Source organism: Vibrio sp. TRT 1302 (assembly GCF_050113875.1).
GTDB lineage: Bacteria > Pseudomonadota > Gammaproteobacteria > Enterobacterales > Vibrionaceae > Vibrio.
Genome location: NZ_JBNJOF010000007.1, coordinates 44,326 through 68,590, shown reverse-complemented (window position 1 = coordinate 68,590; position 24,265 = coordinate 44,326). Strand labels below are relative to the sequence as shown.

At 45.9% G+C, this 24,265-nt stretch carries 17 protein-coding genes; 15 read left to right on the top strand and 2 right to left on the bottom strand.

Annotated features, from left to right (window positions below):
• Positions 1 to 170 precede the first annotated feature (170 nt).
• From recC to recD, 3 genes are all read left to right on the top strand, one after another.
• Positions 171 to 3,629 carry an exodeoxyribonuclease V subunit gamma gene (gene recC, locus ACQEXP_RS11265; protein WP_426969912.1) on the top strand — a complete coding sequence of 1,153 codons (3,459 nt, stop codon included), beginning with the start codon at positions 171 to 173 and terminating at the stop codon, positions 3,627 to 3,629.
• A 296-nt stretch (positions 3,630 to 3,925) separates the two neighbouring features.
• Positions 3,926 to 7,543, top strand: coding sequence for an exodeoxyribonuclease V subunit beta (gene recB / locus ACQEXP_RS11260; RefSeq protein ID WP_426969911.1), 3,618 nt, complete (start codon positions 3,926 to 3,928; stop codon positions 7,541 to 7,543).
• Between the two features lie 2 nt (positions 7,544 to 7,545).
• The gene (recD, locus tag ACQEXP_RS11255; RefSeq protein ID WP_426969909.1) at positions 7,546 to 9,657 is read left to right on the top strand and encodes an exodeoxyribonuclease V subunit alpha; all 2,112 of its coding nucleotides are present in this window, start codon (positions 7,546 to 7,548) and stop codon (positions 9,655 to 9,657) included.
• A gap of 26 nt (positions 9,658 to 9,683) precedes the next feature.
• On the opposite strand, the gene ACQEXP_RS11250 is transcribed toward recD, so the two are convergent.
• Both ACQEXP_RS11250 and argA read right to left on the bottom strand, forming a co-directional pair.
• A complete protein-coding gene (locus tag ACQEXP_RS11250) occupies positions 9,684 to 9,860 on the bottom strand; it encodes a hypothetical protein (protein WP_171052109.1) in 177 nt (58 codons plus the stop codon).
• Between the two features lie 203 nt (positions 9,861 to 10,063).
• Entirely contained in the window at positions 10,064 to 11,401 is a 1,338-nt protein-coding gene (gene argA / locus ACQEXP_RS11245; RefSeq protein WP_269377622.1) for an amino-acid N-acetyltransferase, read from the bottom strand.
• A gap of 240 nt (positions 11,402 to 11,641) precedes the next feature.
• Between argA and ACQEXP_RS11240 the strand changes: the two genes are divergently transcribed.
• The 12 genes from ACQEXP_RS11240 to ACQEXP_RS11185 all read left to right on the top strand — a co-directional run bounded on the left by ACQEXP_RS11240 (position 11,642) and on the right by ACQEXP_RS11185 (position 24,059).
• The gene (locus tag ACQEXP_RS11240) at positions 11,642 to 12,031 is read left to right on the top strand and encodes a DUF2850 domain-containing protein (RefSeq protein ID WP_426969907.1); all 390 of its coding nucleotides are present in this window, start codon (positions 11,642 to 11,644) and stop codon (positions 12,029 to 12,031) included.
• Between the two features lie 86 nt (positions 12,032 to 12,117).
• Positions 12,118 to 13,221, top strand: coding sequence for a murein transglycosylase A (mltA, locus tag ACQEXP_RS11235; protein ID WP_269377620.1), 1,104 nt, complete (start codon positions 12,118 to 12,120; stop codon positions 13,219 to 13,221).
• 92 nt (positions 13,222 to 13,313) lie between these two features.
• Entirely contained in the window at positions 13,314 to 14,123 is an 810-nt protein-coding gene (gene tcdA, locus ACQEXP_RS11230; protein ID WP_269377619.1) for a tRNA cyclic N6-threonylcarbamoyladenosine(37) synthase TcdA, read from the top strand.
• 15 nt (positions 14,124 to 14,138) lie between these two features.
• Positions 14,139 to 14,567: a cysteine desulfurase sulfur acceptor subunit CsdE gene (gene csdE / locus ACQEXP_RS11225; protein ID WP_426969905.1), complete on the top strand. Its 429-nt coding sequence runs from the start codon at positions 14,139 to 14,141 to the stop codon at positions 14,565 to 14,567.
• A 170-nt stretch (positions 14,568 to 14,737) separates the two neighbouring features.
• Positions 14,738 to 15,865, top strand: coding sequence for a bifunctional tRNA (adenosine(37)-C2)-methyltransferase TrmG/ribosomal RNA large subunit methyltransferase RlmN (locus ACQEXP_RS11220; RefSeq protein WP_269377617.1), 1,128 nt, complete (start codon positions 14,738 to 14,740; stop codon positions 15,863 to 15,865).
• Between the two features lie 326 nt (positions 15,866 to 16,191).
• Positions 16,192 to 17,166: a cytoskeleton protein RodZ gene (gene rodZ / locus ACQEXP_RS11215; RefSeq protein WP_426969903.1), complete on the top strand. Its 975-nt coding sequence runs from the start codon at positions 16,192 to 16,194 to the stop codon at positions 17,164 to 17,166.
• Between the two features lie 8 nt (positions 17,167 to 17,174).
• Entirely contained in the window at positions 17,175 to 18,293 is a 1,119-nt protein-coding gene (gene ispG / locus ACQEXP_RS11210) for a flavodoxin-dependent (E)-4-hydroxy-3-methylbut-2-enyl-diphosphate synthase (RefSeq protein ID WP_138970494.1), read from the top strand.
• 45 nt (positions 18,294 to 18,338) lie between these two features.
• Entirely contained in the window at positions 18,339 to 19,607 is a 1,269-nt protein-coding gene (gene hisS, locus ACQEXP_RS11205) for a histidine--tRNA ligase (RefSeq protein ID WP_269377615.1), read from the top strand.
• 67 nt (positions 19,608 to 19,674) lie between these two features.
• Positions 19,675 to 20,289 (top strand): YfgM family protein, encoded by a 615-nt coding sequence (locus ACQEXP_RS11200; RefSeq protein WP_426969902.1) that lies wholly within the window; start codon positions 19,675 to 19,677, stop codon positions 20,287 to 20,289.
• Positions 20,290 to 20,298: 9 nt separating this feature from the next.
• Positions 20,299 to 21,459: an outer membrane protein assembly factor BamB gene (bamB, locus tag ACQEXP_RS11195; protein WP_426969900.1), complete on the top strand. Its 1,161-nt coding sequence runs from the start codon at positions 20,299 to 20,301 to the stop codon at positions 21,457 to 21,459.
• A gap of 168 nt (positions 21,460 to 21,627) precedes the next feature.
• Positions 21,628 to 23,112 carry a ribosome biogenesis GTPase Der gene (der, locus tag ACQEXP_RS11190; RefSeq protein ID WP_269377612.1) on the top strand — a complete coding sequence of 495 codons (1,485 nt, stop codon included), beginning with the start codon at positions 21,628 to 21,630 and terminating at the stop codon, positions 23,110 to 23,112.
• Positions 23,113 to 23,192: 80 nt separating this feature from the next.
• Positions 23,193 to 24,059, top strand: a complete 867-nt coding sequence (locus ACQEXP_RS11185) for an alanyl-tRNA editing protein (RefSeq protein ID WP_269377611.1) — start codon at positions 23,193 to 23,195, stop codon at positions 24,057 to 24,059.
• The last annotated feature ends 206 nt before the right edge of the window (positions 24,060 to 24,265 follow it).

Genomic DNA, 24,265 nt, shown 5'->3' with positions numbered 1-24,265 from the left:
TTAGCTCTCTAACAATGAGTTGATAATTTCTCCCTCCTACCCGCTCTTGTCTGTCTAAGGCTTGAGCGGGTATTTTGATTCGAGCCAAATCATACGCTTATAACACTCTCGAAATTTAGCTGCATGTGCTAGTCTCACCCTAGTTGCGGCATTAATAGTGTGAGTGTGTTTTGTTTACTGTCTACCATTCCAATCAAGTGGATATATTAAAATCCTTACTTGTTGAGCTTGTACGGCTTAACCCTTTGTCAAACCCATTTGAGCAAGAGCAGATCTTAGTTCAGAGTCCGGGGATGTCTCAGTGGTTAAAGATGGAGCTAGCCAAGGAGTTTGGGGTGGCAGCGAACATCGAGTTCCCTCTGCCAGCTACTTTTATTTGGAATATGTTTACTCAGGTTCTACCTGACGTACCCAAACGCAGTGCATTCAACAAAGAGTCAATGACTTGGAAATTGATGCTGATTTTGCCTGAGTTACTCGGGCGAGAGGAGTTTGAACCACTCAAACACTATTTAGAGCAAGATGATGACAAATCTAAGCTCTATCAGTTGTCTGAAAAAATAGCCGACATTTTTGATGGCTATCTCGTCTATCGTCCAGAATGGATAGCGGCTTGGGAAGCTGGGCAGACGGTTTTTGAACTCGACGACGAACATCCGTGGCAGCCTATCCTATGGCAGGCACTTTATGATCATACGGTCGCTCTTGGTCAGTCACCTTACCATCGTGCCAATCTTTATGAGCACTTTATTGATACCTTAGAAAGCAGTCAGGCGAGCTTTGATCATCTGCCAAAACGCTTATTTGTGTTTGGTATCACTTCTTTGCCTCCGCGCTATATGGATGCGTTAAAAGCGATTGGTGAGCATATCGACGTTCATCTGATGTTTACGAATCCTTGTCGTTACTACTGGGGAGAAGTGCGAGATAGAAAATTCCTTGCTCGTTTAGCGGCTAAGCATCGTAAGCATGTGGTATGGAATCAGGATCACTCCGAACAGCATGGCGAAAGCGAACAGTTAAAAGGCAGTCTAGAAGAGAACGTCATCGACGAACTGCATACCGACGCGGTTGGCAATAGCCTGTTGGCTTCTATGGGTAAGTTGGGGCGCGATAACATGTATTTGTTGTCACAACTTGAATCGAACGAGATCGAAGCTTTTGTTGATGTCGAACGAGACAGTCTGCTTCACCATCTACAAGCGGATATTCTCAATCTGGAAGAACACCAGAATGACCAGCAACTAGAGACCAGTACACACAAGCAAGTCATCGCTTTGGAGGATAAGTCGCTGACCTTGCATGCTTGTCACAGCCCGATGCGTGAGGTAGAAGTGCTTCATGACCAGTTATTAGCGATGTTCGATGCGGATCCTGCGCTCAAACCGCGCGATATTATCGTTATGGTGTCGGATATTAATGCCTATAGCCCAGCGATACAGGCGGTATATGGGAATGCACCGGGCGAACGTTTTATTCCTTACTCAATATCCGACCGAACCGCAGATCAAGAAAGTCCGATCCTTAATGCCTTTATGCAGTTGGTTAATTTACCGAATACGCGTTGTTTGGCGTCAGAGCTGTTAGAGTTACTCGAAACTCCAGCAGTACTAGCACGATTTGAATTAAACGAAGATGAGTTTATTTTAGCGAAGCAGTGGGTTGAGGAATCAGGTATTCGTTGGGGGTTGAACGCCTCGACGAGTCTGGAATTTGAATTACCGGCAACCGAACAAAATACATGGCAATTCGGCATTGAGCGTATGTTACTTGGTTACGCGATGCCCAATAGCGCGGGTTTGTTTGAATCTCAATCAGGAATGATCGCACCTTATAATGAAGTTCAGGGCATGGGGGCCGAGCTAGCGGGTAAGCTGGCACACTTTATTGAGACCATCAGCGACTATCGCCAAAAACTGCAACTCACCCAGTCAATTGATAGCTGGCGTGAAGTCCTCACCTTATTGCTCGATGACTTTTTCTCGGTGGAGCTGGAAGGTGAGGCGGCATTGAAATCGATTCGAGATACTTTGGTCAATCTCAAAGAGCAACTCACTGATGCAGCTTTTGAGCAAACCTTAGCGCCAGCTATCGTGGCTCAGTATCTACATAATAAACTCGCAGGAACGAGAGTAAGTCAGCGCTTCTTAGCTGGACAAGTCAACTTCTGTACCTTGATGCCGATGCGCTCAATTCCATTTAAGGTTGTCTGTTTGTTGGGGATGAATGATGGCGTTTATCCTCGTTCAATGCCCGCAGAAGGTTTCGATCTAATGAATGGTCGAACCAAGCCTGGAGATCGTTCTCGTCGTGACGATGACCGCTATTTATTCCTTGAAGCAATGCTTTCAGCGCAGCAAACGCTTTACATTAGCTATGTTGGCCGTTCGATTCAGGACAATACTGAGCGCGTCCCGTCGGTATTGGTGTCTGAGTTAACGGAATATTGCCAACAAAACTATTGCTTAGAGGGCGATGAGTCATTGCCTAGTGATGCGTCTGGGGATCGGTTACTTAGCCGATTGATTCATCGCCATTCTATGGTGCCGTTTAGTGCCAGTGCATTTGTCGGTGAACAGCCAAGCTATGCCAAAGAGTGGCTGCCCGCTGCGAACAGACAAGGTCAAAGCGGTGGTGAGTTTAACCGTCAGCTTGAGGATTATCTGCTCGATGCCACCTATCCGTTGGAATTGGATTTGGTTGAGTTACAGCGTTTTTGGCGTTTACCTGTTCAGTATTTTTTCAATCGCCGTTTGAAAGTAATGTTTGAACCACCTCTGCCTGTTATGGAAGATGACGAGCCTTTCGTACTGAATGGGCTGCAAAGCTATCAGATGCGTGATGGTCTGCTCGATAGTTTGCTTAAGCATCGACTCGCAGGTGAACAAGACTCACAAACCATGGTAAACCGCTTTGTTGAGCAACAGCGTGCTCAAGGCAAACTACCAGTCGGTGCGTTCGGTGATATTGAATTTGAAACCAATCGTGTTCAGGCTGAAGAGTTGGTCGAGAAATTAACCTTCTTATGCGGTGCTGAACATGAGGATTTGGAAATCAAACTCAGCTTCGACGTGCTGGGAGAGGATAAACTCGTCAACCTTACTGGCTGGCTGACCCAACACTATCAATCTGGATTGATTCGCTACCGTAGTGGCAGCATTCGTGCTCAGGACTATCTCGCAGCGTGGATTGATCACCTCTCAATGTCAGCGATGGGCATTAATAAGCCCACTCACATGATTGGCTACGACCGTAAAGAGGGCGTGGTTCATCTGGTTTATCCAGCCGTCGATGATTCGACATATGCTAAGTCACTATTGGCTGAATTGATCCGTCTGTTCTATCAGGGTATGACGCAGCCGTTGTGCTATTTCCCTAAAACCGCCTTAGCGTGTGTTGAAGCGGGTTTTAGCCGTGGTAATTGGGTAGACGATGAAGAGAAGTCGCTGAAAAAAATGGCGGAAACATTTAATGACAGCTTTATGGCTGCTGGTGAAGGCAATAATCCTTATATCGCGCGTGTCTGGCCGAACTGGAGTGACGAGCTGGCAGCGCAAGTACGAATGATGAGTGCATTGGTGCTTCAGGCTCCGCGTTTAACCGCAAAAAATCGTGAAGATGTTGAGTGATTGATAGCATGAGGAAAGTAGGTGGCCGCCAGTAAATCATTATTGTGTAGGGCGTTCGCTGTACGGCCACAGGTCAGAGGGACCATGATTCTGTTGGTTGTTCACAAGTGCGGTTAAATTCAAAGTTAACGTCACTTGCTCAACACATGTCGCGGATACTAGCGGTTAGAACAATGTTCTGCCGTGAGAAAGATCCCATAAAGTCCTAACTATTTAGGCGTTTAACGTAATTACAATCATTTTTAAGTCTAGATCACACTTGGATCTTGGGTTTTGATTAGAAAGGTAGAATTTTTATGACAGCAACGTCTATGGTGACACCGCTAGATGCCATGACTTTTCCTTTGCACGGTGCTCGGCTTATCGAGGCATCGGCGGGTACGGGTAAGACATTTACCATCGCTGGCTTATACCTCAGATTGCTTTTGGGTCATGGTGATCCAAAAACGAAGCACCAAGTCCCTTTAACGGTTGATCAGATTTTAGTTGTTACTTTTACGGAAGCTGCAACGGCAGAATTGCGCGATCGTATCCGAGCGAGGATTCATGATGCACGACTGGCGTTTGCTCGAGGGACAAGTCATGACCCTGTGATCCAACCTCTGCTTGAAGAGGTGCATGATCATAAGCTAGCGGCTGATATCTTGCTTCAAGCTGAGAGGCAAATGGATGAAGCCGCGGTCTATACCATCCACGGCTTCTGTCAGCGTATGCTGACCCAAAATGCGTTTGAGTCAGGCAGTCGATTTAATAATGAGTTTGTTACTGATGAAAGCCACCTTAAAGCACAAGTGGTTGCTGACTATTGGCGGCGAAATTTTTATCCACTGCCACTGAACTTGGCGGGTGAGGTTCGTCGACTATGGAACGCTCCTTCTGATCTGCTGCGCGATATCACTAACTATTTAACGGGAGCGCCGCTAAGTCTTTCGGTTAAAGCGATGAGTGGTTCGTTGGCGGATCTGCATAAGCAAAATCTTGAGCGTGTTGATGAATTGAAACAGTTGTGGCGAAACCATCAGGATGACCTTTTTGCCATCATCAATGATTCTGATGTGAATAAGCGCAGCTACACCAAAAAATCCCTGCCAGCGTGGCTGGAAGAGGTCAACCATTGGGCTGCATCCGATACCACTGGCTATGACTACCCAGACAAGCTGGAGCGCTTTTCTCAGCAGGTGCTGCACGAAAAAACGCCAAAAGGGAGTGCGCCAGAGCATCTTGTGTTTTCGGCGATTGAAGAATTTCTTTCCAATCCGATCACTCTTAAAGCGCCGATTCTTGCTCATGCAATAGAGCATTGCCGTTCTATGCTGGCAAAAGCGAAGCAGCAAAAACAGTGGTTATCGTTCGATGACCTGTTAACTAATCTCTCTGCAGCCATTGATAGCGATGAATCAGAATTGCTTGCGGAACGTATTCGGACGCTATATCCGGTTGCGATGATTGATGAGTTTCAGGATACCGATCCTCTGCAATACAGCATTTTTAGCCGTATCTATTTGAACCATCCACAATGTGGGTTGTTCATGATCGGCGACCCTAAGCAGGCCATTTATGGTTTCCGTGGCGCTGATATTTTTACGTACATCAAGGCTCGTAAGCAGGTTTCGTCTCACTTTACCCTTGGAACTAACTGGCGTTCGAGCGCAGATATGGTGGCGGCGGTAAACCAGATTTTTGAACTACCTACGAGTCCATTTATTTATGATGAGGACATTCCGTTCCTTGCGGTTAATCATAGTCCTAAAGCTCAAAATCGCACTTGGTTCATCGGTGACCAAAAGCAACCCGCGCTGACCTATTGGCTGCAAGACGCCGACGATAAACCGTTACCGAAAGGTGAGTATTTGCAAGCTATGGCCAAAGCGACGGCTGACCAGATACAGACAATACTAACGGCAGCGCAAGAGCAGAGGGCTCACTTTGTTGATGGTGATAAGCAACATCAGATACAGGCCGGTGATATAGCGGTTCTCGTTCGCACTGGTAGCGAAGGTCGCATGGTTAAAGAAGCGCTTGCCAAGCAGGGCATAGCGAGTGTGTACCTTTCGAACCGTGACAGCGTTTTTACTTCTTTGATCGCGCAAGATATTCAGCGTTTGCTGCAAGCTGTACTTACACCTGAAAATGATCGTGCCTTGCGTGCCAGTCTAGCCTCAGAAATTTTTGCTCTTGATGCCGGAACACTCGACAAGCTCAATAATGATGAGAATGAGTGGGAAAGTGCGATCAATGAATTCAAAGAGTATCGCAAGCTATGGAGTCAGCGTGGTGTGCTACCCATGCTGCGCAGTGTGATGAGTAAGCGTCATATTGCAGAACGTATGCTGGAAGAAGAGGCGGGTGAGCGCAATCTTACTGACTTAATGCATATTGGTGAGCTCTTACAACAGGCGAGCCAAGAGCTGGAAAGTGACCACGGTTTGTTGCGTTGGCTCGCTCAGGCAATCAGTGATGCGCAAAATGGTTTGGGAGGCAGCGAGGAGCAAATTCAGCGTTTGGAGTCTGAACGCAATTTGGTGCAAATCGTGACAATCCACAAGTCAAAAGGTCTTGAATATGACCTCGTTTTCTTGCCTTTTGCTATGAGTCATCGAGAAGCAAGTGAAGCCAAGTATTACGATGCCAAGCAAGATCAAACCATTTTAGATATCGCTAAGCAGGATTCGTCGCTTGCTCAGGCCGACAAAGAGCGTTTGGCAGAAGATCTGCGTTTGATATACGTCGCCTTAACTCGAGCGGTTTATGGTTGCTATATTGGCGCGTCTCCGTTGAGGAATGGGCGTTCAACCAAAGAGCCTACGGGGGTTCACAATAGTGCGATGGGGCATTTGCTTCAGGATGGGCAGCAGGGTGGTATACAAGATTTAACCTTAGCTATTCAAAAGCAAGTGGATGGGTTGAATTGCGTTGTGCTGTCAGCGTTACCCCAACAGCATTCACAACCGTTTAGTTTACTAAATGAGTCTCAACATTCACTGACAGCCAGTGAACTGAGCCATGAGATTGATCGCAACTGGCGGATTACCAGCTATTCAGGATTGGTAAAACAGGGCTCTCATCATAGTGATGAAGCCTTCACGGATTTGATGCACCTCGATATTGATTCTTCAGGTGAACAGGATCTAGACGAAATTTCCGATCCCGAAATGTCGATTTTTACTTTTCCGCGAGGGGCAAGACCTGGCACCTTCTTACATACCTTATTCGAAGAGGTTGAGTTCACTCTGCCTGCGACCAGCGATGAAAACAGTGAAATAATTGCCCAGCTATTAGAAAGTGAGCAGTTAGACATCAACTGGCTGTCAGTTCTTCAGCAACTTATCGATACCGTGTTAGCGACTCCTTTAGATGGTAAATCGTTGCTACTCAACCAAAAAGACCCTAGTCAACGACTGGTTGAGATGGAATTCTTATTACCGATTGAAGTGCTGTCGGCTCCTGCACTTAACCGAATTATTCAGCGCCATGATCCGCTTTCAGCCAAAGCGGGTGACCTGGGTTTTCACACCGTTCAGGGTATGTTGAAAGGTTTTATTGACTTGGTATTTGAACACCAAGGTAAGTATTACGTTCTTGACTGGAAGTCGAATCACCTTGGCGATGAAGTGAGTTTCTATCATGGCGATGCATTAAAAACGGCAATGGCCGATCATCGCTACGATCTTCAATACCAGATTTATGCTTTAGCACTGCACCGTTTTTTGCGCAGCCGTATCGCCAACTATGACTATGAGCAGCATTTTGGTGGAGTTTACTACCTGTTTTTGAGAGGTATGGATGGCGCGAGTGACCATGGTGTATTTAGTGCCAAACCAAGCTTGGAGTTTTTGACCGACATGGACAAACTGATCGATGGTGAAGCGATTGATGTGAAGCAAAATAGCGCAGGCCAGATGGAGTTACTTTGATCATGATGAATCTAGTTCAACCCCTCAAACAGTTAGCGCTGAAAGGCAGTATCCGACAACTTGATTATCAGTTTGCACGATTCATCGAGTCTCAATCTCATGACCAATATCTGGGGTTCATTGCCGGAGTGGTGAGCAGTGAGTTAGGAAAAGGTCATATTTGTCTTCCATTGAACGATGCTCAGGGACAGGCGGTTGATCTAAGTGCCAAGCTTGGTCTTTTCGGTGAGGCTGCCCATCAACTTAATCAAATCTTGGTCGGAGTGGATTGGCATCAGTGCCTTAGTTCGGCGCCATTAGTCGGAACAATGGGAGAATCGCTGCCACTAATATTTGATGGTAAACGGCTCTACCTTCATCGCTATTGGCATTACGAAGTTGCACTAGCCGAACGCTTAAATAGCTTTGGGTCACCTATGATCCAAAAGCCCGCTGACGTGCAAAAGCTCGCAGATCTACTCGATCATCTTTTTGCAAGAAATTATCGTTATCTATTTGAAGATATTAAGAAAAGCTTTGATTCTGGAGAGCTAAATTCGGTGCTTCGTCAGCGTATGGTTTGTGACCACCTAGACGTCGTGTGCGAGGAAATCTTGGATTGGCCTACCATAGACCAAAAGCTTGTTGCGGCGAAAAGTGTCTCTGATTTGTCGGTGTTAGATGAGTTGGTACCAATGGCTGCTTGTGTTAACTGGCAGAAGGTTGCGGCAGCGGTTGCGCTGAGCCGACGTTTTGCGGTGATTTCAGGTGGACCGGGAACCGGTAAAACAACAACGGTAACCAAATTACTTGCAGCACTTATCGAGCAAGCACAAAGCAATAATGAATATCCAACCATTAAACTGGTGGCGCCGACGGGGAAAGCAGCGGCCCGTTTGACGGAATCGATAGGTAAAGCGGTTGCTGGTTTGCCAGTGTCGTTAGAGCTCAAGCAAGCAATTCCTACAGATGCAAGTACGCTTCATCGCCTATTGGGCGCGATACCAAACAGCGCAGAGTTTCGACATAACCGAGATAATCCGCTTCACTTAGATATTCTTGTTGTCGATGAAGCCTCTATGGTTGATCTGCCGATGATGTACAAATTGATTGATGCGTTACCTAAGCATGCACGTTTGATCTTACTTGGCGATAAAGACCAGCTAGCTTCGGTAGAGGCGGGAGCGGTGCTTGGGGATATTTGCTCGTTTAGTCATTTTGGTTTCAGTCAGTTACAAGCGACGCAAGTGGCGCGTTTAACGGGCTATACAACACTGGCTCAGACAAATAATGCTCAACCTTCGATAGCTGATAGCTTGTGTATGCTCAAAAAGAGCTACCGTTTTGATGCACGCTCAGGTATCGGTCAGCTTTCTCAGGCGGTTAACGCAGGTTCGGCGCAGAAAGTCGATTGGGTGTGGCAAAAAGAGTTTGCTGATATCGCGAGATTTCCTATCGATAGTCAACACTACAGCCAATTAATTCAATCTCTAGTGAGCGAGTACAGCGACTACCTCAAACGTATGAACATTTCGCAACACGATGTTAGTACCGGTGAACTTGAAACCGCGGCTCATAAAGCGAAAGCCGTGTTGGAACTATTTTCACGCTGTCGTTTGTTGTGTGCTATTCGTGAGGGAGACTTTGGGGTTAAAGGGCTAAATTTGCGTATCGAGCGCGCCTTGGCCGCACGTAAACTTATTCAGGTTCAGGACGAAATTTGGTATCACGGTCGACCAGTAATGGTGACACGCAATGACCATTCGCTAGGGCTTTACAATGGTGACATTGGTATCTGTATGCTTGATGAATCAGACAGTCAGCCAAGGCTGAAAGTCTTTTTTGAACTTCCGGATGGTAGTGTGAAGTCGGTGCTGCCAAGTCGAGTTCCAGAGCATGAAACCGCCTACGCGATGACGATTCACAAGTCACAGGGTAGTGAGTTTGAGCATACTCTAATGATTCTTCCACCTGAGTTTACCCCTATTTTAACGCGTGAGCTGATCTATACAGGGATCACTCGAGCCAAAAAGCGTTTGAGCTTATATGTCGATGATGGAGTGATGAAAAGAGGCATTAAGGTTCGGACTGAGCGAGCAAGTGGATTGATAGAGCGGTTGCAAGTGAGTGGATAACCTTCCGTGGTTACCGAATGCAGCAGTTAAAGTGCTTTAGTGAAAGAAATACTGCGAATGCGGTATTTTTTTTGATAGTTCAAAATGAATGCTTTTAAGCCTTCTGTAACGGGAAAGACGCAGTGAACGTCTAGATTTTCTAGCAGTTCATTGTCTGCCATATCCCAAAAACTCTGGACTGAGTTACAGATAATTTTTTTCATCGACAGTTTGCTCTAAGTGACGTAGTGAGTTACCTCAAGCAATCCTTGCGACTTAACTTGCGAATAAGTTAAGCGGATAAGTGAATCCTATTTAGCTCCCATTTATTTGGGAGCTCGAATTTTAACCAAACTGACGCATGAAATAAAGTGAATAATGTAGGAAAGTTCACCGTTTCAAGCGCAACTATGAGAATATCAACACCTTACAGCTGTAAAGAGAGTATTTTCGATTTACGTTGATAGTTGTATAAGTTTTGCTTGTGTGATGGCAAAGAGTCGACGCCCATTTCATGGAAACCCTGCTCTCTAAACCAGTGGAGACTATGAGTCGTCAGTACGAAAATCTGTTCGATACCCTGAGCTTTTGATTGCAATCTCATATGGTTAAGCAGCAATAGCCCTCGATTTCCATCGCGGTACTCTGGATGAATGGCCACACACGCCATTTCTGCCATTTTCTCATCAGGATAAGGATAAAGAGCAGCGCAACCAATGATCAGCCCATCTTTATCAATAATGGTGAATTGATGAATCTCTTGCTCAAGTTGCTCACGTGAACGTCTAACAAGAATACCTTGCTCTTCTAATGGGCGAATCAAATCTAGGATACCGCCAATATCGTCAATATCGGCAAGTCTGACTTGCTCTGCACTCGCCTCAACGACCTGAGTACCGATACCATCGAGAGAGAAAAGTTCTTGAATCAGTGCGCCATCAACCTTGTAGCTGACCAAGTGGCTACGTGGAACCCCCGCTCGACATGCCGCTGTTGCTGCTCTAAGGAAACGTAAAGTCCCTGAAGAAGAGTCATTGTCTCTGCCGCGTTCGATTTCCAGACGAGAGAGAATCCGTTCTGCGTCTTTGGGAAACAGCTCGGCGACTGCGTTGCCATTTTCATCAATGATGCCTTGTTCAGAACAGAAGCCAATCAACTTATCGGCATTTAATTTTATTGCAACTTGGGTCGCCACTTCTTCAGAGAGTAAGTTGAATGATTCTCCGGTCACTGAGCTGGCGATAGGGCCAAGTAAAACGATCGAACCTTGATCAAGCATACGGTTGATGCCTTGTGCATCGATACGTCTTATGCGTCCACTGTGACAATAGTCGATGCCATCGTCGACACCGAGTGGTTGAGCGATGACAAAGTTACCGCTGACAACGTTAAGTTGAGTACCGGCCATTGGCGTATTGCTTAGGCTCATCGATAGCTGTGCGGTAATGCTCAACTGTAGTTGCCCTGCGGCTTGCATGACGTAGTTGAGAGATGTCTCATCGGTGATCCTGATACCTTTGTGGTAAGGCGTGTGATGATTATTTTGTTCAAGAAGATTGTTAATTTGCGGACGCGCTCCATGGACCAATACAATTTTCACGCCCAAGCTATGCAACAGTGCGAGATCGCTGATAATATTGGCAAAATTTCCATCTGCTACAGCTTCACCGCCGATCATGATAACCATGGTTTTGTCTCGGTGAGCATTGACATAGGGAGCGGATTGTCTGAACCCCTTAACCAGAGCTGTACTTCGAATCTTCACAATATCTTCCGTAATGAATTTATATACAGATATACTGCAATTTTATTCTTTTTTCGGCAAGCGTTTTTTAGCGTCTAAATCTATTGTTTTTAGGCTTGGGTATAAGTGTTTCTTCTAACTGAATTTGTGAATAATGCGTCACTCTGTGCTGTGCTAGGAGATTCGATTCGCAGTTGTCTATATTTTGAACAACACTTAGAGAGTGAATTCCATACTAGTGATGGGTAGGTAGTAAAGAAAGTGAGTAGTGTAAGTAAGGGTAAAAAGAAGTTCATAGAGCGAGCCATTTTGTTGTTAGCGATCGTCGCAGCTGTTGGTGCCGTTATGCTGGCAAATGTTCTTTATGACTTCTATCTAGAGAAAAAATACCCTAAGTCGAATCTTTATGGGACTTGGACTGAACAGAACGTCGCTTCTTATTCTGCTGAAGCGTTTGTTGTGACACCTGCGGGAGTCGCGATTGATGGTGGGGTTGTTGATACACACTACTCTTGGAACGGGACGTATCTTGAGTATCAAGTCGGAGATAAAACTCGTCGCTTTAAAGTGCTCAATGAAGAGTTGACCGAGTTACAACTTATCTCCGAGCCTCACTACCAGCCTGTGTATCGATTGTCAGAAAACTATTAAAATTAACATTCACTAACGACTGGTGAATTGCGTATTTCAATCAAGTTTGTCATGCTCTTAGCATCGCTTGAAAGGAATAAAAATTAGTGTTCAAAAAATATCTTCCTATCGCCGCAGTCAGCGTTTTGTTTGGCTGTGCGCAACCTACCGATCGTGCTCAGCAATATATCGATGATGAATTCAATTCGATTTTGAATAAATCCTCACTTGTTGAGTCTGACAAACCTCGTGACTTTACTGAGTTCCATCGTCAGGCTGAATTGGTCGTCGACAACTCGCCTTCATTGGCGGCCACATACCAACCTTTGTATGAAAAACTCAATGAGTGGGTTCTTCAAAGTGGTGAGCCGACAGAGTTTGCTAACTTCGGCATTCAGGCTGCACAGCTAGGTGGTGGAGATAAAAAAGGTAACGTCCTATTTACGGGATATTTTTCTCCAGTCATGGAGCTTCGTCATCAACCGAACGAGGTCTTCAAATATCCGGTTTATGGCAAACCCGCTTGTGAAAGTGATTGTCCTACCCGTGCACAAATTTATGATGGTGCACTTAGCGGACAAGGGTTAGAGCTCGGCTATGCTGCCAATATGATAGATCCATTTTTAATGGAGGTTCAGGGCAGTGGTTTTGTTCATTTTGAAGATGACGATACTTTGGAATACTTCGCTTACGGCGGTAAAAATAACAAAGCGTACGTGAGCATTGGACGCGTGTTGATTGAGCGAGAACTCGTTTCACGCGAGAAAATGTCAATGAAAGCGATCAAAGAGTGGGTTCTGGCAAACGATGAAGAGACGGTTCGTGAACTACTAGAGCAAAATCCGTCATTTGTTTTCTTTGAACCGCGCGCGGATGCTCCAGTGACAGGCTCTGCTGGAATTCCATTGCTGCCTATGGCGTCGGTGGCTGGCGACCGTAGTATCTTCCCTATGGGGACGCCTATATTGGCTGAAGTACCTCTGCTGAACTCAGATGGTTCATGGAGTGGTGCACATCAGCTCCGTCTTTTGATCGTGTTAGATACCGGTGGGGCTGTAAAGCAGAACCATCTTGATTTATATCACGGCATGGGACCGAGAGCGGGGACCGAAGCAGGGCACTACAAACACTTTGGTCGTGTATGGAAGCTGGGTCTTGAAAACTCAACGACTCAAGCACCTTGGGCATTGCCACCGGAAAAGCTACAATAGTTGCACAAGGACCCGTCTCCTTCATCTAGACTTTTTATTGAAGAGTGCGTATAAATCGCACTCTTTGTTTTTGTACCAAGCGGAAAACCCATATGCGCGAACTCGATACTCCAGCTTCTGATAATTACAACCAACGTTTTGGTGGCACTCGCCGTCTTTACGGTAACAGCGAAGTCGAGATTTTGCGTGCTGCGCACGTTTGTGTAATCGGTATTGGTGGCGTTGGTTCATGGGCGGTAGAAGCCTTAGCTCGTACCGGAATTGGTGAACTGACACTTATCGATATGGACGATGTGTGTGTAACCAATATTAACCGTCAGATCCACGCGATGTCTGGTACTGTTGGTCAAAGTAAAATCGAAGTGATGGCTGAGCGAGTGAAGCTGATTAACCCAGAATGTAAAGTTAATCTCATCGATGACTTTATCACTCCTGACAATCAGCACGAATACTTGAGTAAAGAGTATGACTATGTACTCGATGCGATTGACAGCGTAAAAGCAAAAGCGTCCTTACTTGCCTACTGTCGTAGTAACAAAATCAAAGTAATTACTACTGGTGGTGCTGGTGGTCAGGTTGATCCAACCCAGATTAAGGTTGCTGATTTGACTAAGACGATTCAGGACCCACTAGCGAAAAAGATCAAAGATACGCTACGTCGCCATCATAATTTTCCAACCAATCCAGCACGTAAGTTTGGTATTGATTGTGTATTTTCAACTGAGCAGTTGAAATACCCTCAAGCAGACGGCACGGTTTGTGGCGTTAAGTCGACAGCGGAAGGTCCAAAACGTATGGATTGTGCGAGTGGCTTTGGTGCTGCAACGGTAGTGACGGCGACCTTTGGCTTTGTTGCCGTATCTCGCATTGTTGAAAAGCTAATCCAAAAATACAGTAAGTAACAGGTGGAGTTTTCTATGTCGTCGTTTCCTCAATCTCCGTTTGGCCACGATATTAGCGTTGAAGATATCATTGCGACTATGCAAGGTTTCAAAGGCTGGGAAGACCGTTATCGTCAGGTCATCCAGTGGGGGAAAAAACTACCTCAGATGCCTGACGAGCTAAAATCGCAACAAGTGACGGTGGCAGGCTGTGAGAGTCAGGTTTGGTTGGTTAGTGAACAGGTCGAAGACAAGTGGTATTTCTGTGCTGACTCTGATGCACGCATTGTTCGAGGTCTGATTGCACTGGTGCTGGCTGCATTCGATGGCAAAACCACTCAGGAGATCACTAGCTTTGATACTGATGGCTATTTCGAACAGCTAGGTCTAATTGCACACCTAAGCCCTTCCAGAGGCAATGGTCTTAAAGCGATTGTTGAGAAGATAAAGCAAGTCGCCCACTAATTTTCTCCTCTTCAGCCTGTCAAAAAGGCGGGCTGATTGTTACTGTTTAAAATTTAATCACTGCGATATTAACGCCTTAATAAATACGTGGCTTTACAACGCTTGTTGTCGCTGCGTAAAGGCTGTACAATTCGCGCCCTTATTTAATGTTCCGTCGCTTGAGAGGCCACATGACCACTGAAAAAATCAATCTACTCGACTTTGATCGTCAAGGTATGCGTAAGTTTTTTGCTGACCAGCTCGGTGAAAAAGCATTCCGTGCAGATCAAGTAATGAAGTGGATCTACCATTTCGGTGTTGATAACTTCGAAGACATGACCAACATTAACAAGAAGTTACGTGAGAAACTTGAGCACCGTTGTGAGATTAAAGCTCCAACCGTGGCGGAAGCACAACACTCTTCTGATGGCACGATTAAGTGGGCTATGAAGGTGGGAGATCAAGACGTTGAAACGGTATACATCCCAGAAGATGACCGTGCAACGCTTTGTGTTTCATCTCAGGTAGGCTGTGCGTTAGAGTGTAAGTTCTGTTCAACTGCGCAACAAGGCTTTAACCGTAACCTAAAAGTGTCTGAGATTATTGGTCAGGTTTGGCGTGCTGCACGTGAAATCGGCCTACAGAAAGAGACAGGTCGTCGCCCAATTACTAACGTCGTTATGATGGGTATGGGTGAACCGCTACTGAACATGAAGAACCTGATCCCAGCACTTGAGATCATGCTAGATGATCTAGGTTTCGGTCTTTCAAAGCGTCGCGTTACCGTGTCCACTTCAGGTGTGGTTTCTGGTCTTGATCAGATGACGGGTAAAATTGACGTTGCTTTAGCGATCTCGCTGCATGCACCAAATGATAAGCTTCGCAGTGAAATCATGCCGATCAATGACCGTTGGGACATTCAGGACTTTTTGGCATCTGTGCGTCGCTACATTGCGTCTTCAAACGCGAACCGCGGCAAGGTAACCGTTGAGTATGTGTTACTTGACCATGTTAATGATGACATGGACCACGCACGTGAGTTGGCTGAGCTGCTTAAAGACACACCTTGTAAAATCAACCTGATTCCGTTTAACCCGTATCCAGGTTCACCATACAAGAAACCAAGCAACTCTCGTATCGACCGCTTCCAGAAAACGTTGATGCAGTACGAACACACCGTAACGGTGCGTAAAACACGTGGTGACGATATTGATGCAGCATGTGGTCAGTTGGTGGGTGATGTAATCGACCGTACTAAGCGTACTGCGATGAACAAAGCCGCAAAAGGTGAGACCATCGAAATTAAAGCGGTTTCATAATCACGTGTAAGAATTTACCAAAGCCAGAGCCTCGCTCTGGCTTTTTTGTTACATCGTGTAGCGATCTTTATGTCAAAATAACGAAAAACCTTGAGCTGCTTGTAAAATATGCACTTTCTCTGTGTTGTTTCATCTATGATATCTATTAGAATTAATGGTTAACGCTTTCGGGGTATTCCTCTGTCTATTGAGTGGAGCGTAAATTTTTATTAAATGAGGCTTTGACCTCGAATTATTTCAGGGCTTGGTTATCTCGCATTCAACGAAAAATAAATAATTAAGATGCGAATTAGCAAGGCACTAACGAGAAGAGAATTATTACCATCATGACTGCTGAACAACAAACTCCAGCTAGCGAAGAGCAAGTAGAAAAAGTACAAGCGGGTACGCTATTAAAGAACAAACGAGAGCAACTTGGTTTATCGCAAAAGCAAATTGCTGACCGTCTCCGTCTCCGTCTTTCAATCATTGAGAATATCGAAAACAATAACTTTGCTTCTGATCAGGTTGCTACCTTTACTCGCGGTTATCTACGTTCTTACGCTAAAGCGGTAGGAATTGAAGAATCCGTCGTCCTTTGCGCGTTGGACGGGTGTGAAGAAACTAAGCCAGAACCTCAGGAGATGAAGAGCTTTTCACGAAAAACGAAACGTGAAGCCCATGACAGCCGAATTATGACCCTCACTTGGGGGATCTTTGCGGTCATTATTGGTATCTCTTCCGTTTGGTGGTGGCAAAACCAAGAAACGACCATGGTCGACCTAACCAGCCAAACAGAGCAGGAAATTGCGCTTGAAGAGCAGGCCGCTAACCAAGAACTCGATTTTACCACTTTAGAAAGCGCGCAGCCGCAATCTGAGGTTGCGCTCGATGCTAATGCCGATGACGCGCCAGAAGTGGAACCCGTGTTAGAGCAACCAGATTCTCAAGCACCTCTAGAGACAGAAATTGTCCCAGAAGTGGCACAAGAAGCTCAGCCTGAAAAACAGCTAGAGCAAAACGTTAATACTACGGAAGCAGAGCCGGTGTCTGAGTCAGTTCAATCGACGCAATCCGACACGATTGCTAATCTGCTCAAACTCACTTTCTCAGATGATTGCTGGATTCAGGTTAAGGACTCTTCAGGTAAAACATTATCGACTGGTGTGAAAAAAGCGGGTCAGACGCTAGAATTAAGTGGCAATTTGCCATATAGCGTCATTTTAGGTGCCCCTGAAAACGTTTCAATGACATTAGCGAGTGAACCTGTCGACCTTTCTGGGTATACTTCAGGCAAAGTAGCAAGATTCAACTTACCTTAGAAATTACTATGCAATACGAATCTCCGATCAAACGTCGTCCATCGACTCGTATCTACGTGGGCGATGTACCTATTGGTGACGGTGCACCAATCGCAGTACAGTCAATGACCAACACCCGAACAACAGACGTTGAAGCGACTGTTGCTCAAATCCGTGCTCTGGAAAATGTCGGTGCAGACATAGTGCGAGTTTCTGTGCCCACTATGGATGCAGCCGAAGCATTTAAACTGATCAAACAACAGGTCAATGTCCCACTCGTCGCGGATATTCACTTTGATTACCGAATCGCACTTAAAGTTGCTGAGTACGGTGTTGACTGTTTGCGCATCAACCCTGGCAACATAGGCAACGAAGAACGCATTCGTTCAGTTGTCGATTGTGCTCGCGACAAAAACATTCCTATTCGTATTGGTGTTAATGGTGGCTCACTGGAAAAAGATATCCAGATGAAATATGGCGAACCAACGCCAGAAGCCCTTGTTGAATCAGCAATGCGTCATGTCGATATTCTAGATCGTCTCAACTTTGACCAATTTAAAGTCAGTGTAAAAGCGTCGGATGTCTTCTTAGCTGTCGATTCGTACCGACTACTGGCGAAGAAAATTGATCAGCCGCTGCACTTAGGTATTACCGAAGCGGGTGGTGCTCGTGCTGGCGCGGTTAAATCTTCTGTTGGTCTTGGTATGTTATTAGCGGAAGGGATTGGCGATACGTTGCGCATCTCTTTAGCGGCTAACCCAGTTGAAGAAATCAAGGTTGGTTTCGATATTCTGAAATCACTGCGTATTCGTTCACGCGGTATCAACTTTATTGCGTGCCCGAGCTGCTCTCGTCAAGAATTTGATGTGATTGGTACGGTCAACGCACTGGAAGAACGCTTAGAAGATATTATTACGCCGATGGATGTATCGATTATCGGTTGTGTCGTTAACGGTCCGGGTGAAGCTGAAGTCTCCCATCTAGGACTGGCAGGAAGCAACAAGAAGAGTGCTTTCTACGAAGACGGCAAACGTCAAAAAGAGCGTTTTGATAACAATGATCTCGTCGCGCAACTTGAAGCGAAGATTCGTGCCAAGGCTGCGATTCTTGACGAGAAACAACGTATCGACATTAAAGTACAAGATTAATCTCAACCTAGATTACGCTAAGTAATTAACCTAACGGTAGATATTGTGGCAAAGAAAATCCAAGCAATTCGAGGCATGAACGATTGCCTTCCAACTCAATCACCACTGTGGCAAAAACTTGAAAACACAGTGAAAAACGTAATCAGCGCATACGGTTACAATGAAGTGCGCATGCCAATCGTTGAGATGACCCATCTATTTAGCCGTGCAATCGGTGAAGTAACCGATGTGGTTGAAAAAGAGATGTACACTTTTGAAGACCGCAATGGTGATAGTCTGACTCTACGTCCAGAAGGCACTGCGGGTTGTGTACGTTCTTGTATTGAAAACAGCCTGATTGATCGCTCAGAGCAGCGTTTGTGGTACATGGGACCGATGTTCCGCCATGAGCGTCCACAGAAAGGTCGCTACCGTCAGTTCCACCAGTGTGGTGTTGAGGTATTTGGTCTAGATGGCCCTGATGTTGATGCTGAACTTATTATGATGACAGCGCGTTTATGGCGTGAGCTGGGTATCGATAAGCATGTACGTCTTGAGCTTAACTCTATTGGTTCGCTGGATGATCGTGCGAACTACCGTACAGCACTGATTGCTTTCCTAGAGCAGCATCTTGACGTTCTTGATGATGATTGTAAGCGTCGTATGCACACCAATCCTCTACGTGTTTTGGATACAAAGAATCCAGATGTACAGGCAATTCTTGGCGATGCACCTCGTCTTTCTGATTATCTAGGTGAAGAGTCTAAAGAACATTTTGCAGGTCTTTGTGAACTTCTTGACGCTGCTGGTATCGAATACACAGTTAACGAACGCTTAGTTCGTGGTTTGGATTACTACAACCGTACTGTATTTGAATGGATCACCGAGAGCCTAGGTGCACAAGGCACCGTTTGTGGTGGTGGTCGTTATGATGGTCTGGTTGAACAGTTAGGCGGTAAAGCAACACCTGCTGTTGGCTTCGCTATGGGTCTAGAGCGTTTAGTATTGATGCTTGAAACTTTGGAATTGACGGAAGTTCGTCGTAGCGTTGACGTTTACATGGTCACAGCGGGTGAAGGCACTATGATGGCGGGTATGAAGCTGGCGGAAACATTACGTGAGCAGGTACCAGGTCTACGTGTTATGAACCACTTTGGTGGTGGTAACTTCAAGAAGCAGTTCAAGCGTGCAGATAAAGTCGGCGCAGCGGTCGCATTGGTTCTTGGTGAAAACGAAGTTGCGGATAACACAGTTGTACTGAAAGATCTGATTGGTGGTACACAAGATACATACAGCCAAGCAGACGTTATCGCAAAACTATCTGAACTAGTTTAAACAATTTATCTATTCTCAAAAGTGGTGATGAGAGTCGCCACTTTTTTAAGATGTAAGAGGACAGGAAGTGGAACTCTACGATACTGAAGAACAACAAGTAGAAGCGATCAAAGATTGGTGGAAAGAGAACGGCAAAGCAGTCATTTTGGGTGCGGTTGTTGGTCTAGGCGGTCTGTTTGGTTGGCGTTACTACCAAGATTCTGTAACAGCCGCTCAAGAAGCAGCGTCTGAAAGCTACACCAAAGCGGTACAATCATTAGCAGAAAAAGGCGCATCAGCAGAAGGTGATATTCAAGCTTTCATTGATGCCAACAAAGAGACTGAGTACTCAGTACTTGCTGCGCTACAACTGGCTAAAGTTCAAGTTGAAGCGGGTAATCTGGATGAAGCGTTGGCTCAACTAGAGTGGGCGAAGTCTGCAACCAAAGATGCAGCAGTATCTGCGGTACTTAACTACCGTCTTGCGCGTGTTAAAGCGGAGCAAGGTGAGTTTGATGCCGCTATCGCGGAACTCGCGAACATTACTGACCAAAGTTGGGCAGGTCGTGTTGCTGAGTTGAAAGGCGACATTCTGTTGCGTAAAGGCGATACACAAGCCGCGTATTCTGCATACACAGAAGCGCAGCAATCTGGTGACGCTAGCCAGACTCTACAAATGAAACTGGATGACCTAGCCAAGTAAGGGCGTAGCATGAAGAATATGCTTAAAAAGGCGCTTGCAACGGCAATGTTTGTTGGCGTACTGGCGGGCTGTGCTAGTGAAGAAGACACCATTATCATGGCGCCAGTTCCTCAAGTGGACAGCGAGTTCACACCTAAATCTGAGTGGAGTAGTTCAGTCAGTGGTGGTGTGGGGCAATACTACTCAAAGCTGACACCTGAATATGCTTACGACAAAGTGTTTGTCGCGGGTCGTGATGGCGTGGTTAAAGCATTTGATCCTGAAAGTGGTAAAACCCTTTGGGAAGCCAATGTTGAAGCTGATGTGTCGGCTCGATTGTCTGGTGGCATTACGGCAGCGTACAGCCAAATTTTCATCGGTAGCGAAAACGGGCGTCTATTCGCCTTCAACGAAGAAACGGGTGAGTTAAATTGGCAAGCTGACGTTGATGGTGAAGTTCTCGCGGCACCAGCAACGGATAACAACCTTGTTATTGTCCATACTAACAAGGGCATCTTGCAGGCACTGGATCAAGTGACCGGTGAAGCAAAATGGACCATCAGTACAGAGGTTCCAAGTCTGACTTTACGTGGTAACAGTGCACCTGTAACTGCCTCTGGCGGTGTGTTCTGGGGTACGGCGAATGGTCGATTGGCCGCCGCTATTGTCGAACGTGGACAACTCATTTGGCAGCAGCCAATTGGTATGCCACAAGGTGCGACAGAGATCGACCGTCTAGTCGATGTTGATGCATCTCCATTAATTTTAGGCAGTACACTGTACATTGTTGGCTATAACGGTCAGTTGACGGCAATCGATTTACGCTCGGGCAAAGCGGCGTGGAAGCGCAACTACTCATCTTCAACTGACTTAGTGAGTGACGGTAGCCGTTTGTTTGTTGTGACCGACCAAGACCACATTGTGGCTGTTGATGCTCGTAGTGGCACGGAGTTGTGGTCAAACGAGCAATTAGAGCATCGTCTGGTGACAGCACCAGTGATGATTAATCAGTACGTTGTTGTTGGTGACAGCGAAGGTTACTTATATTGGATTGACCGCAGCAGTGGCGAGTTTGTCTCGATGCAGCAAGTCAACAGTAGTGGCTTTGCCGTTGCTCCAATTGCGGTTCCCGGTGGCTATGTAGCTGTGACTCGCAATGGCGATGTAAAGAAACTGACGATCAACGAGTAATCGTGTGATATAATTCACATTCGGCTCCTAGCTGGTAACAGTTGGGAGCCGTTTGTTTGTTTTAGATACCCATAGTTTGATGTGGTTATAGGTAAAGGTCTCACGACGTGATTTCTGCTGAGTCGTTACCTATAACTACATAAAGTAAAGAATATTGTAGAGGTTGTTATGGTACCTGTTGTTGCTCTGGTAGGGCGTCCAAACGTTGGCAAATCAACGTTGTTTAACCGATTGACTCGTACTCGCGACGCATTGGTTGCGGATTTCCCTGGCTTAACTCGTGACCGTAAATATGGCCAAGCTAAGCTTGGTGAACACGAATTTATCGTTATTGATACCGGTGGTATTGATGGCACAGAAGAAGGTGTTGAAACCAAAATGGCTCAACAGTCACTGGCGGCAATCGATGAGGCAGACGTTGTACTGTTTATGGTCGATGGTCGTGCTGGTTTGACGGCTGCTGATCAAGCTATTGCTTCACACCTACGTAAAATTGAAAAGCCATCAATGCTGGTTGTAAACAAGGTTGATGGTATCGACGCTGACGCGGCAAGTGCAGAATTCTGGCAGCTTGGCGTAGAAAACATGTATCAAATCGCTGCGGCACACGGCCGAGGTGTAACGGCACTTATAGAGCTAGCTCTTAACCCATTCGCAGAGCAACTTCTTGAAGAAGCAAAAGGTGAGATTGAAGATCTGACTGAGTTTGTCGATGAAGACGAGAAGCTCGACTACAGCGAAGAAGAGGCGGAAGAAGAGTTCAAGCGTCTTCAAGATCAGCCAATCAAACTGGCCATTATCGGTCGTCCAAACGTAGGTAAATCGACACTGACAAACCGAATTTTGGGCGAAGAACGCGTTGTTGTTTACGATATGCCAGGAACGACTCGTGACTCTATTTACATTCCGATGGAACGTGATGGTCGCGAATACGTATTGATTGATACCGCGGGTGTTCGTCGTCGTACTCGTATCAACGAAACGGTCGAAAAGTTCTCGGTAGTAAAAACACTCAAAGCGGTTGAAGATGCGAACGTTGTTATGCTGGTCATTGATGCGCGTGAGAACATCTCAGATCAAGACCTTAGCTTACTTGGCTTTGCCCTGAATGCTGGTCGTTCTATCGTTATCGCTGTCAACAAGTGGGACGGCCTAGATATGGACGTCAAAGAGCAGGTGAAGAAAGAGCTCGATCGTCGTCTTGGCTTCGTTGATTTTGCCCGAATTCACTTTATTTCAGCGCTTCACGGCACTGGTGTTGGCCACCTGTTTGAATCCGTTCAAGAAGCGTACAAATCGGCTACGACACGTGTCGGTACGTCGGTTCTGACTCGTATCATGAAGATGGCAACGGATGATCACCAGCCACCAATGGTTCGTGGTCGTCGTGTGAAGCTGAAATACGCTCACGCGGGTGGTTACAACCCTCCAATCGTGGTTATCCACGGTAACCAGGTTAATGAGTTACCAGATTCGTACAAACGTTACTTGATGAACTACTACCGTAAGTCACTGGAAATTATGGGTACACCAATTCGTATTCAGTTCCAGAACAGTGATAACCCGTTCGAAGGTAAATCGAACAAGATGACACTGTCTCAAGAGCGCAAACGTAAGCGCTTGATGAGCATGATGAAAAATCGTAAAAACTGATCTTGATGAGAAAGATCAGATTGTCGAGTTAAATGAAAAGCGCCGCATTCGTTCCGGCGCTTTTTTTATAGGAATAAACGATGCAAGTTACCCCCACGATTACCCAATTCTGCCACGGGATCTGGCAGTTAGACGCCGACACCCAACTGTTACAGCGTGGTAGTGAATATCTTTACGTTGTCACGGACAAAACGCCATTTCACCCTGTCAGCCACATTTGGCCGGATCATCCGGCAGATAAAGGGACACTGAACCAGTTCCCCGTTCTTGATTGCCAAGTTGGTGCGGTAGAACTGGCAACGGGTGAGTTATATGTTGGACATGAGATTCCGGTCAAGCGTGACGAACCCGGTTGGTGTTTTGTCGTCGTACACTGCTTAGCAGCAGATTGTTCTGAATTGCAGCTAGGAGAGCGTGTAACTCTTGCTGTAGATAAGGCTTACCAAGGTTCGCTAAGTCGTGGACATAGCGCGGGTCATTTATCTTACCTTGCGTTGAACAAAGTGTTAACGGAGCAAGGTTATTGGAGAAAAGACGCTGATCGCAAAGACCCTCATGGTCATTACGATTTCAACAGCTATGCTCAGGTCACCAGCTTTGTTACCCCAGATCAATGCTTAGATACCTATCGACTCGGTAAAACGTTACGTAAACGTGGCCTGAACAGCGCAGATGTTCTGAATAATCTTGAGCAAATCCAACAACAGGTGAATCACATTTTGCTGCAGTGGATCGAACTTGGTTCAGAGGTCAAAGTAGAGTGTCATGGTGATTCATTGACCGATTCGCGTTACTGGCAGTGCGATCTCCATCAGGGGGAAATAGCGGTAATCCCTTGCGGTGGCAGCCATGTAAACTCATTGACTGAATACGCTGCTATTGAAGTGCGCTTAACTCAGATAGATGAGCAAAACATTGAAATGCACACCAGTGTAAAGCCATCATAGTAGTAAATGATCTTTTTATTAAATCCTGTTTGGTTCAATTTTTTATTTAATGATAGATTTAAATTCTGTTTAAAATTGAAATGCAGCATATGTAACTTATGCTTTCGGTGTGTGGTTATATAAATATTCTTTTTAGGGTAGATCGCTGATCAAAATGGATTTTGCCGATGATCTGTACAAGATCATGTAAGCGTGTTCCAGTTCAG

What these genes read in the sequence shown, in the direction of transcription:
- csdE (WP_426969905.1), top strand. Translation starts at nt 14,139, where the DNA reads ATGTCGTCGTTTCCTCAATCTCCGTTTGGCCACGATATTAGCGTTGAA.
- ACQEXP_RS11250 (WP_171052109.1), bottom strand. Translation starts at nt 9,860, where the DNA reads ATGAAAAAAATTATCTGTAACTCAGTCCAGAGTTTTTGGGATATGGCA.
- ACQEXP_RS11220 (WP_269377617.1), top strand. Translation starts at nt 14,738, where the DNA reads ATGACCACTGAAAAAATCAATCTACTCGACTTTGATCGTCAAGGTATG.
- der (WP_269377612.1), top strand. Translation starts at nt 21,628, where the DNA reads ATGGTACCTGTTGTTGCTCTGGTAGGGCGTCCAAACGTTGGCAAATCA.
- bamB (WP_426969900.1), top strand. Translation starts at nt 20,299, where the DNA reads ATGAAGAATATGCTTAAAAAGGCGCTTGCAACGGCAATGTTTGTTGGC.
- ACQEXP_RS11185 (WP_269377611.1), top strand. Translation starts at nt 23,193, where the DNA reads ATGCAAGTTACCCCCACGATTACCCAATTCTGCCACGGGATCTGGCAG.
- tcdA (WP_269377619.1), top strand. Translation starts at nt 13,314, where the DNA reads ATGCGCGAACTCGATACTCCAGCTTCTGATAATTACAACCAACGTTTT.
- recD (WP_426969909.1), top strand. Translation starts at nt 7,546, where the DNA reads ATGATGAATCTAGTTCAACCCCTCAAACAGTTAGCGCTGAAAGGCAGT.
- rodZ (WP_426969903.1), top strand. Translation starts at nt 16,192, where the DNA reads ATGACTGCTGAACAACAAACTCCAGCTAGCGAAGAGCAAGTAGAAAAA.
- recB (WP_426969911.1), top strand. Translation starts at nt 3,926, where the DNA reads ATGACAGCAACGTCTATGGTGACACCGCTAGATGCCATGACTTTTCCT.
- ispG (WP_138970494.1), top strand. Translation starts at nt 17,175, where the DNA reads ATGCAATACGAATCTCCGATCAAACGTCGTCCATCGACTCGTATCTAC.